Annotated in this window: 17 protein-coding genes; 8 read left to right on the top strand and 9 right to left on the bottom strand. The window is 59.5% G+C overall.

The genetic code is table 11. From position 1 onward, the window contains the following. The first annotated feature begins 433 nt into the window (after positions 1-433). The 7 genes from ACM6IR_RS13610 to astA all read left to right on the top strand — a co-directional run bounded on the left by ACM6IR_RS13610 (position 434) and on the right by astA (position 6277). The gene (locus tag ACM6IR_RS13610; protein ID WP_414908182.1) at positions 434-1213 is read left to right on the top strand and encodes a transporter substrate-binding domain-containing protein; all 780 of its coding nucleotides are present in this window, start codon (positions 434-436) and stop codon (positions 1211-1213) included. A 66-nt stretch (positions 1214-1279) separates the two neighbouring features. Next, a complete protein-coding gene (locus tag ACM6IR_RS13615; protein ID WP_414908183.1) occupies positions 1280-2005 on the top strand; it encodes an ABC transporter permease in 726 nt (241 codons plus the stop codon). After that, positions 2002-2712, top strand: a complete 711-nt coding sequence (locus tag ACM6IR_RS13620) for an ABC transporter permease (protein ID WP_414908184.1) — start codon at positions 2002-2004, stop codon at positions 2710-2712. Before ACM6IR_RS13615 ends, ACM6IR_RS13620 begins: the two co-directional genes overlap by 4 nt. Positions 2713-2768: 56 nt before the next feature. After that, complete coding sequence (locus ACM6IR_RS13625; protein WP_414908185.1) at positions 2769-3530, top strand: ABC transporter ATP-binding protein; 762 nt, start codon at positions 2769-2771, stop codon at positions 3528-3530. Between the two features lie 12 nt (positions 3531-3542). Next, complete coding sequence (locus tag ACM6IR_RS13630; RefSeq protein ID WP_414908186.1) at positions 3543-4022, top strand: Lrp/AsnC family transcriptional regulator; 480 nt, start codon at positions 3543-3545, stop codon at positions 4020-4022. A gap of 285 nt (positions 4023-4307) precedes the next feature. Beyond that, positions 4308-5246, top strand: a complete 939-nt coding sequence (gene ctlX, locus ACM6IR_RS13635) for a citrulline utilization hydrolase CtlX (RefSeq protein WP_414908187.1) — start codon at positions 4308-4310, stop codon at positions 5244-5246. Next, positions 5243-6277 carry an arginine N-succinyltransferase gene (astA, locus tag ACM6IR_RS13640; RefSeq protein ID WP_414908188.1) on the top strand — a complete coding sequence of 345 codons (1035 nt, stop codon included), beginning with the start codon at positions 5243-5245 and terminating at the stop codon, positions 6275-6277. The genes ctlX and astA overlap by 4 nt, the downstream gene beginning before the upstream one ends. A 162-nt stretch (positions 6278-6439) precedes the next feature. On the opposite strand, the gene ACM6IR_RS13645 is transcribed toward astA, so the two are convergent. The 9 genes from ACM6IR_RS13645 to argH all read right to left on the bottom strand — a co-directional run bounded on the left by ACM6IR_RS13645 (position 6440) and on the right by argH (position 15981). Then, positions 6440-7147, bottom strand: coding sequence for an HPP family protein (locus ACM6IR_RS13645; RefSeq protein WP_414908189.1), 708 nt, complete (start codon positions 7145-7147; stop codon positions 6440-6442). Between the two features lie 160 nt (positions 7148-7307). Further along, positions 7308-8486, bottom strand: a complete 1179-nt coding sequence (locus tag ACM6IR_RS13650) for an MFS transporter (protein WP_414908190.1) — start codon at positions 8484-8486, stop codon at positions 7308-7310. Positions 8487-8665: 179 nt separating this feature from the next. Next, complete coding sequence (locus tag ACM6IR_RS13655; RefSeq protein WP_414908191.1) at positions 8666-10021, bottom strand: MmgE/PrpD family protein; 1356 nt, start codon at positions 10019-10021, stop codon at positions 8666-8668. Continuing rightward, positions 10018-10905, bottom strand: a complete 888-nt coding sequence (locus tag ACM6IR_RS13660; RefSeq protein WP_414908192.1) for a polysaccharide deacetylase family protein — start codon at positions 10903-10905, stop codon at positions 10018-10020. Before ACM6IR_RS13660 ends, ACM6IR_RS13655 begins: the two co-directional genes overlap by 4 nt. Next, entirely contained in the window at positions 10898-11746 is an 849-nt protein-coding gene (locus ACM6IR_RS13665) for a polysaccharide deacetylase family protein (RefSeq protein ID WP_414908193.1), read from the bottom strand. Before ACM6IR_RS13665 ends, ACM6IR_RS13660 begins: the two co-directional genes overlap by 8 nt. A gap of 138 nt (positions 11747-11884) precedes the next feature. After that, the gene (locus ACM6IR_RS13670; RefSeq protein ID WP_414908194.1) at positions 11885-12709 is read right to left on the bottom strand and encodes an ABC transporter substrate-binding protein; all 825 of its coding nucleotides are present in this window, start codon (positions 12707-12709) and stop codon (positions 11885-11887) included. Positions 12710-12762: 53 nt separating this feature from the next. Next, complete coding sequence (locus ACM6IR_RS13675) at positions 12763-13527, bottom strand: amino acid ABC transporter ATP-binding protein (protein WP_414908195.1); 765 nt, start codon at positions 13525-13527, stop codon at positions 12763-12765. Positions 13528-13537: 10 nt separating this feature from the next. Beyond that, positions 13538-14416: an amino acid ABC transporter permease gene (locus ACM6IR_RS13680; protein ID WP_414908196.1), complete on the bottom strand. Its 879-nt coding sequence runs from the start codon at positions 14414-14416 to the stop codon at positions 13538-13540. Between the two features lie 137 nt (positions 14417-14553). Beyond that, entirely contained in the window at positions 14554-15981 is a 1428-nt protein-coding gene (argH, locus tag ACM6IR_RS13685; RefSeq protein ID WP_414908197.1) for an argininosuccinate lyase, read from the bottom strand. Positions 15982-16277: 296 nt separating this feature from the next. On the opposite strand from argH, the gene ACM6IR_RS13690 reads away from it, so the two are divergent. After that, positions 16278-17243: a LysR family transcriptional regulator gene (locus ACM6IR_RS13690; RefSeq protein ID WP_414908198.1), complete on the top strand. Its 966-nt coding sequence runs from the start codon at positions 16278-16280 to the stop codon at positions 17241-17243. The last annotated feature ends 157 nt before the right edge of the window (positions 17244-17400 follow it).

Genomic DNA, 17400 nt, shown 5'->3' on the forward strand with positions numbered 1-17400 from the left:
TTTATTGTTCTTTATAAAGAAGCTCGCGCGCGAGCGATGCCGGATCGTACCAGTGCAAATTTGCCATGTACAACCCGGATATGTGCAGGTTCCGTGTGCATTTTTGTAATACCTGTGCAGGATTTCCTCCTCGATACCGCCCTGGACCGGGCTCGCGACCGATTCGGCTGCGAAAACAATCTTATCAGCGCAATCGGGGTGTCTATCTCGGCGCTTACGACACCTGTGCCCAGTCATCTGTTGGCATTCTGGCCGCGGGTTTGAAACCGTCTGTGCCGAAGGTTTCAGGCTGGGTGCCGCCTTGTGCGGCCCACCGTATAAAACAATAAGAACGCAGTTGCGGCCTACGCCGCATCGACTCTCTGTTCCTGCCCATAAAGGTGGCCCGGTTCTCCTGGCCGCAATAACTCCAAACAAATCGGGATTCAAGAAGATGAAGACTAAATGGCTGAGCTTGTCGGTACTCGCGCTGCTGTGCTGCACCACCGGCGCCAATGCCAAGGAGTGGAAAGAGCTGCGATTCGGTGTCAACCCAAGTTACCCGCCGTTTGAATCCACCACCGCCGATGGCGGGGTGCAAGGCTTCGGCGTGGACCTGGGCAATGCGATTTGCGCCGAACTTAAGGTTAAGTGCGTCTGGGTCAGCAATGACTTTGATGGCCTGATACCGGGCCTCAAGGCCGGCAAGTTCGACGCCATCGAGTCCTCAATGACCGTCACCGACACGCGCAAAAAACAGATCGACTTCACCGATCGTCTGTACGCCGGGCCGACCGCTATCGTCACCCGCAAGGATTCCGGGCTGCAGCCCACCGCTGACTCCCTGCGGGGCAAGACCATCGGGTATATGCAGGGCACCATTCAGGAAACCTACGCCAAGGCCAAATTGGCCCCGGCCGGGGTGAAACTGCGGGCGTATCAGAATCAGGATCAGGTCTACGCCGACCTGGTTTATGGCCGTCTCGATGCGTCGATCCAGGACAAACTGCAAGCGCAGATGAGCTTTCTGACGTCACCGCAAGGGGCCAATTTCCAGAACAGCGAAGGCATCAGTGACCCGCTGGTACCGTCAGAAATCGCCATTGGTGTACGCAAGGACAACGAAGAACTCAAAGGCATGCTCAATGCTGCCATCAAGGCCCTGCATGACAAGGGCATCTATGCGCAGATCCAGCAGAAGCACTTCGGCGATCTGGACCTCTACAACAACTGAGCCTCGCCACCTGACGGTCGCTGTGTCGCAGCGCCCGTCCCGGTGGCATCAAGACAGGTGACTGGCGTGAATTCCTTCCTGAATATCCTGGGGCTCGATCTTTCGGCCCTGCAAGGCTATGGCCCGTTGTTGCTGCACGGCACCTGGGTCACCCTGAAATTATCGGCACTTTCGCTACTGGTGAGCATGGCGCTGGGATTGCTCGGCGCGGCGGCCAAGCTGTCGCCACTGAAACTGTTGAACCTGCCGGCAACCTTTTACACGACGCTGATTCGCGGGGTGCCTGACCTGGTACTGATGCTGCTGATTTTCTACAGTCTGCAAGGCTGGCTGAGCAGCCTGACGGAAGCGCTGGGCTGGCCCTACATGGAAATCGACCCGTTCGTGGCCGGCATCGTCACCCTCGGTTTTATCTACGGCGCGTACTTCACCGAGACTTTTCGCGGGGCGATTATGAGCGTGCCACGCGGTCAGCAGGAAGCCGCCGCGTGCTTTGGTTTGAATCGCTGGCAACGTTTTCGCTTTGTGGTGTTCCCGCAAATGATGCGCTTCGCCTTGCCCAGCCTGGGCAACAACTGGCTGGTGCTGCTCAAGGCGACGGCGCTGGTGTCGATCATCGGCTTGTCGGACCTGGTCAAGGTCGCGCAAGAGGCCGGTAAGAGCACCTTCAACATGCTCGACTTTCTGCTGTTGGCAGGGGCGCTGTACTTGCTGATCACCAGTGCCTCGAACTACCTCTTGCGTGTGCTGGAACGGCGCTACAACCAGGGCGTGCGGGGGATGACGCGATGATCGAATTGATTGCCGAATACTGGAAACCCTTTCTGTTCACCGACGGCGACACCCTCACCGGACTGACCATGACGCTGTGGTTGCTGGTGGCCAGTATCGCGATGGGGTTTTTCCTGTCGTTGCCGTTGGCGATCATGCGCACTTCACGTTGGGCCTTGGTGCGTTGGCCGGTACAGTTGTTCACCTATGTGTTCCGTGGCACGCCGTTGTATATCCAGTTGCTGATTTGCTACAGCGGCATCTACGGCATCACCGTGGTCCGCTCGCAACCATTGCTTGAAGCGTTCTTTCGCGATGCGATGAATTGTACCTTGCTCGCGTTCACCCTCAACACCTGTGCCTACACCGTGGAAATTTTCGCCGGGGCGATTCGCAGCATTCCCTACGGTGAAATCGAAGCGGCCCACGCCTATGGCCTGAGTGGCTGGCGCCTGTACTTGCGGTTGATTTTGCCTTCGGCGCTGCGCCGGGCACTGCCGTATTACAGCAACGAAGTGATCCTGATGTTGCACGCCACTTCAGTGGCGTTCACCGCCACCATTCCCGACATTCTAAAAATTGCCAGGGATGCCAATGCCGCGACGTTTATGACCTTCCAGGCTTTCGGCATTGCCGGCCTGTTGTACCTAACGCTGTCGTTCGGTCTGGTCGGCACGTTCCGGCTGGCAGAGAAGCGTTGGCTGAGCTTTCTCGGTCCGGCTCACTGAATTCCATTCTTTATCCAGAGCGTCGCCGATAAGGGCGCCGTTCCAGGAGTGCTTGCATGTACAAACTCACGGTTGAAAATCTGTATAAACGTTTTGGTGACAATGAAGTGCTCAAGGGCGTCTCGTTGAATGCCAAGGCTGGCGATGTGGTGAGCATGATCGGCGCCAGCGGATCGGGCAAAAGCACTATGCTGCGTTGTATCAACTTTCTGGAACGCGCGGACGAAGGCGCCATCGCACTCGATGGCGAGCGGATCCTCACGCGCCCGGGGGCGGGTGGCATGCGCGTCGCCCATCCGGCGCAATTGCAGCGTTTGCGTACTCGACTGGCGATGGTGTTCCAGCACTTCAATTTGTGGAGTCACTTGACGGTATTGGAGAACATCGTGCTGGCGCCGTGTAGGGTGTTGGGTGTGAGCCGCAAGGCCGCTGAAGACAGCGCGCGGGCGTACCTGGACAAAGTCGGGTTGCCGCAGAGAGTCGCCGATCAATACCCGGCGTTCCTGTCTGGCGGTCAGCAACAACGAGTGGCCATTGCCCGGGCGCTGGCGGTGGAACCGCAGATTCTGTTGTTCGACGAGCCGACCTCGGCACTCGATCCGGAACTGGTGGGCGAGGTGCTGAAGGTGATTCAGGCGCTGGCCGAAGAAGGCCGGACCATGTTGATGGTGACCCACGAAATGGGCTTTGCCCGGCAGGTCTCCAGCCAGGTGTTGTTCTTACATCAGGGGCGGGTCGAGGAGCAGGGTGACGCGACGATCCTCGACCAGCCAAACAGTGAACGTTTACAGCAATTCCTATCGGGTCGTTTGAAGTGAGGCAAGACGTACATGGCGGAAATCCGCGATCTGTCGATCGTGCTTGATCGTATCGATCAGGCAATCATCGAAGTGCTGCGCCACGATGGGCGCATCACTTATCAAAAGCTCTCCGAGCGCGTGCACTTGACCCCAAGGCCCTGCCTGGAGCGGGTACGCAAGCTCGAACAGCTCGGGGTTATCCGTGGTTACGGCGCGATTCTCGATGAGAAGAAACTGACGCCGGGCTTGTCTTTGCTGGTGTTGGTAGCGCTGTCGAATCAGAGTGGGCGGGCGGCGCAAAAGGCTTTCGAGGCCAAGGTGCGCGCCTGCCCGCAAGTGCTGGAATGCCGCTTGATCAGCGGTGCGTTCGATTACAGCCTGCGCATGCGGTGCCGGGACATGGAGCATTATCGGGTGCTGACCGAAGTGTGGTTTGACGACCCGGAATTGCACATCGACAAGTTGGTGAGCCATCCTGAACTGGCGACAGTCAAAACCACGATGGAGTAGGCTGCACGCAGCCTCGTAGCAGCTGCCGAGCCTGCGAGGCTGCGTCCGGCGGCGCAGCCGTCGTAAAACAATCCAAACGCGGTATGTCAGACACGTCGCATCCACCGGATTGGCGAGGACTTCGTCCTCGGACGCAGCCTCGCAGGCTCGGCAGCTGCTACAGAATCGGCTGAGGCACCCAGGATCTTCAGCCGTTTCCATCACTGCCAGCGCCTTCATCAACCGGCTTTTCCCCGCCCCGAAACAGACAATGAGTACCTCTCAACCCTCATTGAATCTGTGCCCATGCAAACCACCAATACTGTTTTGATGATTCGCCCGACACGTTTCTCCTTCAATCAGGACACGGCGGCGAACAACCGTTTCCAGCGTCCGGCGGCCGCGTCTGAAGACGTGCAGCTCAAGGCCTTGCAAGAGTTCGATGGCTACGTCGCCGCGCTGCGCAGCCATGGTGTCGAAGTGTTGGTGCATAACGACCTCGAAGCACCGCATACCCCAGACTCGATTTTCCCCAACAACTGGTGGAGCAGCCATCCGGACGGCACGTTGGTGCTGTACCCGATGCAAGGCCATAACCGGCGCCTTGAGCGGGACAAAGGCGCACTCGACTGGCTGCGCAACGAATTTCGAGTCGAACAGTTGCTGGACCTGTCCAGCCTTGAACAGCAGGAAGTGTTTCTCGAAGGCACTGGCAGCATGGTGCTGGATCGTCAGCAGCGGATTTGCTACGCCGGTTATTCCACCCGCACCCACGCCCGCGCCTTGGATCAGGTGGTCAAACATTTTGGATATGAGCTGTGTGCATTCAACGCCGTGGACCACCAGGGCGTCGCGATTTACCACACCAACGTGATGATGAGCGTCGGCACGCGGCTGGCCATGGTCTGTCTGGCGTCGGTCGCTCAGGCTGATGAGCGCCAGGCCTTGCACGCTCGCCTGGAGAGCAGCGGCAAACAGGTGATCGCGCTGGACTGGGCGCAACTGGAGTCCTTCGCCGGCAACATGCTGGAAGTCCACAACTCGGCAGGGGAGCCGGTGTTGGTGATGTCGCGCACGGCGTGGCAATCGCTGGATGCCGGGCAGCGTCGCTTGATCGAAGCCCACACTACGCCGCTGCCGGTGAACATCGACACCATCGAACGCATCGGTGGCGGCAGCGCACGCTGCATGTTGGCCGAAGTTTTTCTACCCAAACAACAGTCCGCAAAGGAGCAAACACGATGATCGTTCGTCCCGCCACACCGGCCGACCTGCCGGCATTGTTAGCCCTGGCCCATAGCGCCGGTACGGGTTTGACCACCTTGCCGGCCGACGCGTCGCGCTTGCGTCAGCGCCTGGAATGGGCAGCGAAAACCTTTGCCGGCGAAGCCGAGCGCGCCGATGCCGATTACCTGTTTGTGCTGGAAAACGAGCAGCACGAAGCGATCGGTATCTGTGCATTGGCCGGTGCCGTCGGACTACGCGAGCCCTGGTACAACTATCGATTGGGATTGTTTGTCGCCGCGTCGAAAAACCTCGGAATCAACCAGCACCTGCCAACGTTGTTCCTCGGCAACGACATGACCGGTCATTCGGAACTTTGCTCACTGTTTCTGCACGCCGATCACCGCAGCGGTCTGAACGGTCGTTTGCTGTCCAAGGCGCGATTCCTGTTCCTGGCGGAATTTCGTCAGCTCTTCGGCGACAAGGTGATCGCGGAGATGCGCGGCTATTCTGATGAAGAAGGGGTTTCACCGTTCTGGGAGGGGTTGGGGCGGCACTTCTTCAAGATGGATTTTGCCGACGCCGATTACCTGACGGGCCTGGGTAACAAGACCTTCATCGCCGAATTGATGCCCAAGTTTCCGCTGCCCACCTGCCTGTTGCCGGAAGCGGCGCGAACCGCCATCGGCCGCGTCCACCCCAACACCGAGCCGGCGCTGGGCATGCTCAAGGCGGAAGGATTCGAACACCGGGATTACATCGACATCTTCGACGGCGGCCCGCTGATTGAATGCGCCACGGGCGATATTCGTGCAGTGCGCGACAGCCAGGTACTGCAACTGAGCATCGGCACGCCGGGTGACCAGGCGGCGACTTACTTGATTCATAACCGCCAGTTCGCCGAATGCCGGATTACCACGGCACCGGCGCGGGTGGCTGCCGGTACGTTGATCGTCGATGCAGACACCGCGAAAACCCTGGGCCTGAGTGCCGGCGCATCGGTGCGGGCGGTGAGTCTGGCGGTGCCTGCGCAGCAGCGATCAGCGGCCTAGATTTGTAGCAGCTGGCGAAGCCTGCGTTCGGCTGCGTAGCAGTCGTGAAACCAGAGTGCACGGTCTTCCTGAGGTATCCCGTCGTCTGATTTCACGACTGCTACGCAGCCGAACGCAGGCTTCGCCAGCTGCTACAGATTGCGATGGTTACGATGGTTGCGATCAGAGTCTGGGGCTCAGCACTTCACCAATGCTACGACGCTTGGCGTGCAACTCGCTCGCATGGATCAACTGTTCAAGGTCTTCGGGCGTGACGTCAAAGAAGGCTTCCATGTCGGCCAATGCCAGCTTCAGGTCTTGAGCGGTGATGGCCTGGCTGTCGCTGGGAGGATGATCGGCCGGCACTATGGCAGCCGGCTCGCTGGCGCGCTTAGGGTAACGAATGCCCGTCAGGTTGTTGTACGCCAGGGCGCTGAGCAGCAGGGTCGATGCGCTCACCATCACCGGGCCGAGGGCGTTCCAGTCCAACGCAATGGTGACCGGGTCTGCCAATACCAGCGTCAGGGCCAAACCGCCGGCCGGTGGATGCAGGCAACGCAGCCAGCACATCAGCAACAAGGCCATGCCGGCCGCCAGGCCGGCACTGCCCAGCGTACGGCCCAGTACATGGGCCACGAGCAGCGACACCACCGCGGCGGTCAAATACCCGCCGACTATCGACCACGGTTGGGCAAGCGCGCCGGAGGATACGGCGAACAGCAGCACCGCCGACGCCCCCAACGGGCCGATCAAGTGTTGCGCCACGTCGATACCGAACACCTGCCCGCAGACCCAGACGCTGAGCATCGTTCCAAGGGCCATGCCGATGGCGGCGCGGCTCCATTCGGTGGGGCGGGTATTGATGGCAGCGGGTAACCAGCGAGCAAGCATGATGAAAACCGATCCGTTTACAAAAACCGAGGAAAAAAAAGGGCTTAGCTGGAATACCCAGAAAGCCCTTGAAAGTGTTCCAACTATTGGGGGAGGAACGGCGACAGTGTGCCGTTCATTGCAGATGCTTACAAATTCATATTAATGCACTTTCAATGCACTATTTTTGCAGTATCGCCACCCGTCGGCCACTGAGGAAACACAGGGAGCCGCCCATGGCGGTCAGCGCACTCAGCGCATAAAACATGGTGGGTGCGGGCGTGTGCATCAACAGGTAGCCGCAAATCACCGGGCTCAAGGCGCCGCCAAGGGCTGCGAGATTTTGCGCACCGTAGTAGCTGCCGCGCAGTTCTTCCGGGGCCAGGGTGTCAACGAAGAGAAATTCGGCGGGGTAAATGATCATTTCGCCCAGGGTAAAGATGAACATCGCCATGCACCAGCTCAGCAGGCTGTAGGCCAGGCTGAAACCGATTAACCCGACAATGAACAGACTCGTGCCGCCGGCAATCCAGTAGCGCAGCTGTTCACGCTTGAGAAAGCGCCCGATCTGGTACTGCAGCAGGATCACGCTGATGGCATTGCAGGCGAGCAGGGCGGCCATGGTTTCCAGGGCGCGCTTGGAATCGTGGGTCACCAGCAGGTATTGCGACAGGTACAAGGTGAAACGGCCATGAACCACCGTGCTGAGCAGGCAGCCGCCGGTAAACATGATCAGGGTGCGATCGTTTTTCAGGGTGATCAGCGTCTTCAGAAAGCTTTGCGGCTGGCCGATGGCGGGTGTCTGGGCCGAGTCCCTGGGGATGCCGAACATCAGGAAAATGCTGAAAAACGCGATGCCCCCAGCAATCAGGAATGGAGCAATCGGATACACGCCAGCGATCACCACGCCGAGCATCGGGCCGGTGGCGTAACCGATGTTGGTCAGTGTGTAGCGCAGGGAGAAGGCCTTGGCGCGCTGACCCAAGGGCAGGTTTTCGCTGAGAATCGCTTTCGAACCGATGAGGAACAACGCCGAGGCGGTTTCGGTGATCACCAGGGTGACGGTGGTCAGGTAGAGGTTTTGCGCAAAGGTCAGCAGCACGAAACCGATGGCGCTGGAGAGCATCGCCAGGATCAGCAACCGGCGTTTTTCCAGGCGGTCGATGATGTAGCCACCGTAGAGGGCGAGCAGGGTGGCGATGAACACCGCGATCCCCAGCAGCAAACCAACGTCCTGCTGGTTGAGGCCGAGCTTGTTGCTCAGGAACAACGTGAGCAACGGGCTGGTGATGGCGCGGCTGACCACGATCGTCAGGGAAACGATCATCAATCGACGGATAACGAGCGAGTAAGTGGCCACGGTGGGGCACGAGTCCTTGTTTAGAATGATATTTCCAGTGTTTCGATACCTTTGTAGCAGCTGCCGAAGGCTGCGTTCGAGCGCGCAGCGGTCGTAAACCGGACACCTCGGTATGTCTAAATGACTGAGTCGTTTGATTTCACGACTGCTTCGCAGCCGAACGCAGGCTCCGCCAGCTGCTACAAGTTCTGTGTTCGCAGCTGAAGTATTTCGACCGATTCCAGCTCATCAAGTCGCCACAACTGCTCAAGCAATTCCCCGGCTTGCGCCTGAGGCATTACCCGCGTCGCCAAACTAAAAAACTTCTGTTCCAGCGCGGCATCACTCAGCGGATTCCCCGGCGCCCCCAGTGGCGGATCGACGCACAGGCTCGCACGTCGACCGTCCACGGTGCGCACGCTGATGACAGGCTCGCCATCCTCTGACAGTTGCGAATCCACTTCAAGGTGAATGCGCGACATCCAGTGCGCGATACGCAGATCGCCACGTTGTTCATCGTCATAAGCTTCCAGCCGGCAATGACCATGGACCAGCCGCGCGGCCAAGGCATATGGCAGACTCATCTGCGCCGCGGCCAAGGTGCTGACGTCACGCCCGCCACACATGTCCAGAAGAAAGCTGCACAACGAAACGTGAACATCCTCGACCTGATCAGCACCCACCCGCAGTTGCTCGAGTAACAGACCCAACGCGTCGATCGCCGAATGAGTCCCCCGACATGCGGCGTAAGGCTTGATCGAGCAGCGGGCGAGCTTCCACACCACGCCCAGGTCGGCATCCAGCGCTTCAGGCTGTGAATTCACTCCGGCCAACGTTTTCAAAAAACCACCCCAGACGTCATCGAACAAACGACTCGGCCCGGTGATGCCCCGTTGGGCAAACCGGGCCGCCAGCAGGCCACCTTCAGCCGCGCGTCCGGTGTGAAGTTTTTTACTTTGCGTACCGTCATGAATAAAGGCCCATAGACCTGCGCTGAAACTGCCGGCAATGCCCAGCGCCGACTGTGTCTGCGCAATATCCAGCCGCAGAATTCGTGCACTGGCGGCGGCCGCACCAAACACGCCGCAGGTCGCGGTGGAGTGCCAACCCGCGCCGTTGTGCGCGGAGTAACCACCGCAGGCTTCGAGCACCCGACGGCCGACTTCGTAGCCGATGACCACCGCTGCAATCAGCTCGCGACCGCTGACCGGCTGCGTAAGCATCGACACGGCGGCCATAACGGCCGGCAGCACCACCGCACCGGAATGGTCGCAACCGCCGGTGTCATCCAGCTCCAGTGCATGAGCGGCGACACCGTTGAGCATCGCCGCCTGAGCGGCACCGACCTTTACCTCGGTGCCCCAGACTAACGTTTGGCCGGTTTCACCGTCGAAGACCTGCCGCGCCTGTCTGGCGACATCGCTACCCGCCCCGGCGAGCGTCACGCCAAAGGTATCGAGGATGTGCCGCGTGGCTTGTGCCACCAGCGCCGCAGGCAAGTCTTCAAATCGGCTGTCAACGCAGAACTGCGCCAGTCGCTGCATGCGCTCCGTCATACGATGTACTCCCGATAGTGCCGTTCATAGACCGCAGCCGGGTGATCCTCGGTCACCGGTGCTGCCGATTGCGCCCACCACCGGGCCACTTCAGCGCCGGTGGCGATCCACACGTCATCGTGCTGCTGGATGCCCTGGAGCAACTCGCGCAACACGCCAATTCTCCCGGGGGTGGCAATAATCTCCGGGTGCAGCCGCAGTACGTAACACAGCCCGAACCGGTGAAACCCGGCAAAGTCCATTTGCAGGTTGCCGAGGGTGTGACTGTAGGAGGCGATCCGCGATTGCGCTGGCGGCACGGCCGGGCTCAGGTTGAACGCAAAGTAGGGTTCATCCTCCAGTTCGTAATGCAGGGGCAGTTCGATCACTTCGGGCGCCGTCGGGTGCGCAAACGGCAAATCATCACCGCGCCATGACGATGACCAGCGAATGCCCTGGTCCTTGAGTGCTTCGATAAAACCCGGAGCGCCGTTGCCGGCCGGAATGCGGAAACCTGTCGGACGCTGGCCGGTCAGCGCTTTCAAGGCTTCGCAGCCCTTGGCGATTTCGGCACGTTGCGCGGCCAGGTCCAGTGCGTCGTAATGCTGATGGCGATAGCCTGCGCACGCAATCTCATGCCCTGCGGCCTGGATCGCCCGGAGGTGGTCCGGGTTTTCCTCGGCGACGATGCCGGGAACAAACCAGCTGCTGGTCACCCCCAGTTCGGCGAACAATGCCAGCAAACGGTCGACACCGCGCCGTGTGCCATAACGCCAGACCGACAGGGTCTTGTCGCGCCCGGCGACTTCCGGGGCCTGGGTCAAAATGCCGTGGATGTCGTTGTAATCGACGGTCAGTACCACGGCGCATCGGTAGCCTTTGGGCCAGACCGGGGAATCAGCCATGGTGATGCTCCTTCAGCCACCACTGCGCGACATCGCGGCAAGTGGCGAACCAGACGTCGTCGCGCTTGCGCATGTATTCGAAGAGTTTCTCCAGCAACAGGATGCGCCCCGGTTTGCCGGTGATCTTGGGGTGGAACAGGGTTGTCAGGCACAAGCCTTCATTCATCGCGCCGTCGTATTCGCGGCACCAGTTGTCCAGCGTCAATTCGTAGCTGGCGGTGCGATCCAGTCCGCAAGGGAAATCCGGCGCGCGGGTATAGGCGAGGGAGGCGTAGTCGTCCATTTCCCAGCGGCCGGGAATTTCCACCAGTGGGGTTTCAAAGCCAGGTACTTTCACCAGGTAGGGCCGGTCATCGCCGCGCATGCTGCTGGAATAGGTGACGCCGGCTTCCACCAACATGGCCGGGGTTTCGGCGCGCCAGTCACCTGACGGCGTGCGGAAACCTGCGGCACGGATGTTCAGGTGTGTCCAGAACACCTCGCGGGATTTATTCATCACGTCCTTTTGCTGTTCCAGCGTCAGGGCGTAAAAAGATTCGTGTTTGTAGCCGTGGTAGGCCACTTCATGCCCACGCTCGACAATGGCCTGGCACTGTTTCGGCCAGTTTTCCACGACCCAGGCCGGGACAAAAAACGTCGTCGGGATTCGGTACTCGTCGAGTACATCGAGCAGGCGTGGCAATGCCCGGTAGGGGCCGTAACCACCGAAGCCGAAGTACTCGGGCTTGTGCCAGATCGAGCCATTGAGCATGGCATCGCCAGTGGGACCGTCGAGGTCGAAAGCCAGGGCGAGGCAGGCGTTGTGCTGGCCAGGCCAGGTGGGTTGGGTTGAGGAGGACATCTTTGCGCTCCATTCATCTAAAGGTAAACACAACCCCAGTAGGAGCGAAGCTTGCTCGCGAATGCGGTGTGCCAGTCAGCACAGATGTCGAATGACACACCGCATTCGCGAGCAAGCTTCGCTCCTACTGGGTAAGCATTACTTCCCGCCGTTGATGCTCACGGTCTTGATCGCACCCAGCTCCAAATCCCATTTCTTCAGGATCGCCTGATAGCTTCCGTCATCCACCATGCTCTGCAACGCGACCTTCACCGCGTCACTCAACTCAGGCTTTTTCTTGCTCACACCCAACCCGGTGAACTGCACGGAAATCGGCATCCCGACCGTCTTGTACATGTCCTTTTCCTGAGTCTTCAGGTAGGGCAGGGTCTCGCTTCCCTGCATCGCCGCATCGATGCGGCTCTGACGCAGTTGCGCACGCGCATCCGCCGAACCTTCGGTGCCGATCACCACGATGGCCGGTTTGCCGGCGGCTTCGCAGTGGGTCTTGCTGTATTCAGCGATTTCCGCCGGGAAGGTGGTCCGTCGGCTGGTGCCGACTTTCTTGCCGCACAGATCAGTGATTTCGTTGAAATCCTTGTTCTTCTGCAAGGTGTAGAACTGCGGGCCGCTGGTGAAATAGTCGACGAAAGTCACACTGGCCTGGCGCTCGACGGTATCGGTCATGCCCGACAGCACCATGTCCACGCGGTCGGTGGTCAAGGCGTTGATCATTTGCTCGAAGCCGGTTTCCTGCCATTTGATTTTCACGCCCAGACGTTCGGCCAGGGCGTTGCCCAGGTCATAGTCGAGGCCGGTGAGGGTGTTGGTGGCCGGGTCTTTGAAGTCCATGGGCGGGTAGTTCGGCATGATCGCGACGACGATCTCGCCCTTGCTCTTGATGCTGGCGGGTAATTCGGCGGCGAAGCTGACGCTGGACGCCATCAGGCCTGCGAGTACTGCTGGGATAACGAAACTCTTCATGGTCGTTCTCTTATGTGTGTTGTTATGCAGCTCTTGGTTTGCGAGGCTGGCGCTTAGGTTCGAACGGCAGAAATGAAGCTTTGGGTGCGAGGGTTTTGCGGACTTATTAGTATTTCTTCGGGGCTTCCTGCCTCCACGATCTGGCCGCCGTCCATGAACACCATGCGGTTGGAAACCTCGCGAGCGAAGCCCAGTTCATGGGTGACGACGATCATGGTCATGCCGGTTTGCGCCAGATCGCGCATCACCGACAGCACCTCACCGACCAGTTCCGGGTCGAGTGCCGAAGTGGGTTCATCGAACAGCATCAGCTTGGGGCGCATGGCCAACGCACGGGCGATGGCAACGCGTTGTTGCTGCCCCCCCGAAAGCTCGATCGGGTAGCTGTTGCGCTTGTCGGCCAGGCCGACGCGGGCGAGCAATTCCACGGCTTCGTCGTGCGCCTCTTTGGGCGAACGCTTGAGCACCTGGCACGGCCCTTCGACGATGTTTTGCAGCACAGTCATGTGCGGGAACAGGTTGAAACGCTGGAACACCATGCCGGTGGACAGGCGCTGGCGGGCGATCTGCGACTCGTTGAGTTCGTGCAGTTTGTTACCGACCACGCGGTAACCCACCAGCTCGCCGTCGACCCAGAGGCCGCCCTTGTCGATCTTTTCCAACTGATTGACGCAACGCAGCAATGTGCTTTTGCCCGAGCCGGACGGGCCGATGATGCACAGCACTTCGCCTTGCTCGACTTCGATATTGATGTCCTTGAGCGCGTGGTACTGGTCGTAATATTTGTTCAGGCTCACGGCCTTGACGATGCTTCTCATGGTGAACTCCTCAAGAACGCTTGCCGGCGCCGCGAGCGAAACGACGCTCCAGACGGCTTTGACCAAAGGACAGGACGGTGACGGCGACCAGGTACCAGATACCGGCGACGATCAGCAGCTCCATCACGCGGGCGTTGGCGTAGTAGATGTTCTGGGCGTTGTAGAGCAGTTCCGAATACTGGATGACGCTCGCCAGCGAGGTCATTTTCACCATGCCGATGAATTCGTTACCGACCGGCGGAATAATGATCCGCATGGCCTGTGGCAGGATGATTCGGCGCAGTGCTTGCAGGCGCGGCATGCCGATCGACTTGGCCGCTTCGTACTGACCGGTGTCCACCGACAGCAGGCCGGCGCGTACCACTTCGGCGGTGTAGGCGCCCTGGTTGATGCTCAAACCGAGGAGGGCGGCCACGAACGGGGTCATCAGGCTCACGGTGTCCATTTCGAACAGGCCGGGGATGCCGATGGTGGGGAATATCAGTGCCAGGTTGAACCACAACAGCAGTTGCAGGATCAGCGGCGTGCCGCGAAACAGCCAGGTGTAGGTCACCGCCACGTAGCGCAGGATCGGGTTGGCCGACATGCGCATGATCGCCGTGATGACCCCGAACACAATGCCCAGTGCCATCGCCAGCACCGCCATGACGATGGTGTTGAACAATCCCCATATGATCGCTTGCGACGTGACGAACTGGCCGATGTACGACCATTCGATCTTGCCTTCGGCAAAGGCACGCACCAGCCCGAGAAGGGCGATGACGATGACGGTGGCAAAGAAAATCCGCCCGTAATAGCGCCGAGGCACGTGGTGGTACTGGGTAATGTCGAACTGGTTTTCCGCCAGTTTTCGCTCCGACTGGAGTCGTTCTGCCTGGGTCTGGCTCATGTTGCTTCTCCGTACACTGGTGTTAATCCCTGTAGGAGCGAAGCTTGCTCGCGAAAGCGGTGTGTCATTCACCACTGATACTGACTGACACGGCCTCTTCGCGAGCAAGCTTCGCTCCTACAGGTTTTTCGCCTTATTCAGAGGCGGAAACCCTGATAGTTCTCGGTCCACGCTTGCTGGGCGGCGAGGGCAGTTTTCAAGCGGCCGATTTGTTCGCGCACCTGTTGCGGCGCGGTGCCGCCCCAACCGCTACGGGCAGCGATGGCGGCTTCGAGGGTCAGGCTGTCACGCACTTCAGGTTTCAGGCGCGGGTCGATCTCGGCCAGCAGCGCCGGCGACGCTTCCCACAGTTCGATGTCGTGTTTCTCGCAGGCTTGTACCAGCGCACCGGTGATTTCGTGGGCTTCCTTGAACGGTACGCCGCGCACGGCCAGCCAGTCCGCGACTTCGGTGGCGAGGGTGAAGCCAAGCGGTGCCTGGCGCCGCAGTTCCTCGACGTTGACCTTCATGGTCGCCACCATCCCGGCCATGGCCGGCAGCACCAACAGCAGGGTGTCGACGCTGTCGAGCACGCCGTTCTTGTCTTCGCTCAAGTCGCGGTTGTAGGACAGCGGCAGGGATTTGAGGGTGGAGAGCAGACCGGTCAGGTTACCGATCAAGCGACCCGCCTTGCCCCGGGCCAGCTCAGCGATGTCCGGGTTCTTCTTCTGCGGCATGATCGAGCTACCAGTGGCGTAGGCATCGTCCAGTGCGACCCAGCGAAATTGCCGCGACGACCACAGGCAGAATTCTTCGGCGAGGCGGGAAATGTTGATCCCCAACATGCTTGCGATAAACAGGAATTCGGCGACGTGGTCGCGGCTGGCCACAGCATCGATGGAGTTCTCACAGACCCCGCTGTAGCCCATTTCCTTGGCCGACTGCTGAGGCAGGCGAGCGATGGCGGAGCCGGCCATGGCCGCCGCGCCGAGTGGCGACAGCGAAGTGCGCACGTCCCAGTCCACCAGACGTTGCACGTCACGCAGCATCGATTGGGCGTGAGCCAGCAAGTGGTGCGCGAAGACGATGGGTTGGGCTTGCTGCAGGTGGGTGAACCCAGGGCAGATGCTTTCGATGTGCTGCTCGGCCTGATCGACCAGTGCGTGTTGCAGGGCCAGCACTTCGACGGCCAGGGTGCGGACGTGATCCCGCAGGAACAGGCGCAGGTCGTTGGCCGTCTGGTCGTTGCGTGAACGCCCGGCACGCAGTTTGCCGCCGAGTGCGCCTAGGCGCTCGGTCAACAGGCGTTCGATGAAGGTGTGGACGTCTTCGTCGTCGAGGGTCGGCGCGATACTGCCGGCGCGGAAGTCATCACCGATGCGCTCCAGGGCGTCGAGCATGCTCAGGGTTTCTTGCTCGTCGAGCAGACCGGCGCGTTGCAGTTCACGGGCATGGGCCTTGGAACCGGCGAGGTCATACGGCGTGAGGCGAAAGTAGCGCTCAGGGCAACGGGACAAGGCCGCCAGGGCTTCGGATGGGCCGCTTTTGAAGCGAGCACCCCAGAGACGGTCGGTGGTTTGAGACATTGTTGTTTTCCTCGTCGGTAAAGCGAACTGAAATCGGTGTGCCAAGCCCGGAACATCCGCCGCAAATCATTCGGGCGTGGTTCGGCTCAAGCAGGTTTGATGAGGGCAGTTGCGAAGTGGCGAGAGTTGATCGAAGTGTCAATTTTTAATTGCGCGAAATCAGTGGGTTGGCACTGAAGTGCGAAAATTATTAGCGGTTGCCAAGCTTGGTTTTCTGTGGTCATTATTATTGGCCAGCTATGTTTTTGTTGTTGGACACAGGTTGTTGAATAGCGTGCCAGAGGTAAATAAGCATTATGGAAACCCCACTTTCCAATTCCGGAAACCCGCCGCCGAAAACGGCGTATCGGGCACCGCTGGCCCTCAGCGGTCTGGACTTCAAACTGCTCAAGGTGTTCAAGGCCGTGGTCGAGGCCGGAGGCTTCAGCGCGGCGCAGAACGAGCTGAATGTGGGGCTGGCAGCCATCAGCAAACAGATATCCGACCTGGAAATCCGTATCGGCATGCGCCTGTGCACCCGAGGCCGAGAAGGTTTTCACCTGACCGAAGAGGGCCGTCTGGTGTATCAGGCGTCCATCGATTTATTTGCGTCGGTCGATAACTTCAGGGACAGGCTTAGTTCCGCGCAAAACGAACTGATCGGCGACCTTGGTGTGGGGGTTATTGATAATACGATTACCGACATTAATTCGCCGTTAGTTGCGGCGCTTAGACGAATTAATGAAGGCTCGCCCAAAGTAAGGTTTCAACTTCAAACTTCTCAACTGGATGAAGTGGAAAGAGGCGTCGTAGAGGGGCGATTAACAGCGGGGATTGTCCCGGTTTATCAAAAGCGGGAAGAGTTTGATTACTACGCGCTGTATGAAGAACGTTCGGAGGTTTATTGCGCCGTCGGACATCCGTTGTTCTCGATGCCGGACGCGGAAATGGGCAGCCAGGTGCTCAAGGATCACGCGTGCATCAACCATCGCTATGCGATTCATCGAGACAAGCTGAACTTCGCCCATTACGACAGCTTTTCCGCCTCGGCCACTCAGGTGGAAGCCGTGGCGTTGCTGATCAAGACCGGCCGTTTCGTGGGTTTTTTACCCCAGCATTACGCCGCGCCGTGGGTGGCCCAGGGGCAATTTCGGGCGGTGCGCCCAGACCTGATCAGCATCCTCACGCCGTTCAATCTGATCCTTCGTCACAACACTGTGCGCAGTCCGCTGGTGAAAGCATTTGCCCAGGCGTTGGGGGTGGATCTGAAAGCGCCGGTTTGAGGTCGGCAACGGGTAAAGCGTGGTCAGAATCGGTAACTTGTTGCGCTCAATAACTTACGACTGCTGCGCAGCCGGACGCAGGCTTCGCCAGCTGCTACATACACCTCGGTGTACTCAGGTCTTGTAGCCGTTGCCGAAGGCTACGTCCGACTGCGCA

Origin of the sequence: Pseudomonas sp. IT-P253 (assembly GCF_949768125.1) — a bacterium.
Classification (GTDB): domain Bacteria; phylum Pseudomonadota; class Gammaproteobacteria; order Pseudomonadales; family Pseudomonadaceae; genus Aquipseudomonas.

What these genes read in the sequence shown, in the direction of transcription:
- ACM6IR_RS13610 (WP_414908182.1), top strand. Translation starts at nt 434, where the DNA reads ATGAAGACTAAATGGCTGAGCTTGTCGGTACTCGCGCTGCTGTGCTGC.
- ACM6IR_RS13620 (WP_414908184.1), top strand. Translation starts at nt 2,002, where the DNA reads ATGATCGAATTGATTGCCGAATACTGGAAACCCTTTCTGTTCACCGAC.
- ACM6IR_RS13625 (WP_414908185.1), top strand. Translation starts at nt 2,769, where the DNA reads ATGTACAAACTCACGGTTGAAAATCTGTATAAACGTTTTGGTGACAAT.
- ACM6IR_RS13630 (WP_414908186.1), top strand. Translation starts at nt 3,543, where the DNA reads ATGGCGGAAATCCGCGATCTGTCGATCGTGCTTGATCGTATCGATCAG.
- ctlX (WP_414908187.1), top strand. Translation starts at nt 4,308, where the DNA reads ATGCAAACCACCAATACTGTTTTGATGATTCGCCCGACACGTTTCTCC.
- astA (WP_414908188.1), top strand. Translation starts at nt 5,243, where the DNA reads ATGATCGTTCGTCCCGCCACACCGGCCGACCTGCCGGCATTGTTAGCC.
- ACM6IR_RS13645 (WP_414908189.1), bottom strand. Translation starts at nt 7,147, where the DNA reads ATGCTTGCTCGCTGGTTACCCGCTGCCATCAATACCCGCCCCACCGAA.
- ACM6IR_RS13655 (WP_414908191.1), bottom strand. Translation starts at nt 10,021, where the DNA reads ATGACGGAGCGCATGCAGCGACTGGCGCAGTTCTGCGTTGACAGCCGA.
- ACM6IR_RS13660 (WP_414908192.1), bottom strand. Translation starts at nt 10,905, where the DNA reads ATGGCTGATTCCCCGGTCTGGCCCAAAGGCTACCGATGCGCCGTGGTA.
- ACM6IR_RS13665 (WP_414908193.1), bottom strand. Translation starts at nt 11,746, where the DNA reads ATGTCCTCCTCAACCCAACCCACCTGGCCTGGCCAGCACAACGCCTGC.
- ACM6IR_RS13670 (WP_414908194.1), bottom strand. Translation starts at nt 12,709, where the DNA reads ATGAAGAGTTTCGTTATCCCAGCAGTACTCGCAGGCCTGATGGCGTCC.
- ACM6IR_RS13675 (WP_414908195.1), bottom strand. Translation starts at nt 13,527, where the DNA reads ATGAGAAGCATCGTCAAGGCCGTGAGCCTGAACAAATATTACGACCAG.
- ACM6IR_RS13680 (WP_414908196.1), bottom strand. Translation starts at nt 14,416, where the DNA reads ATGAGCCAGACCCAGGCAGAACGACTCCAGTCGGAGCGAAAACTGGCG.
- argH (WP_414908197.1), bottom strand. Translation starts at nt 15,981, where the DNA reads ATGTCTCAAACCACCGACCGTCTCTGGGGTGCTCGCTTCAAAAGCGGC.
- ACM6IR_RS13690 (WP_414908198.1), top strand. Translation starts at nt 16,278, where the DNA reads ATGGAAACCCCACTTTCCAATTCCGGAAACCCGCCGCCGAAAACGGCG.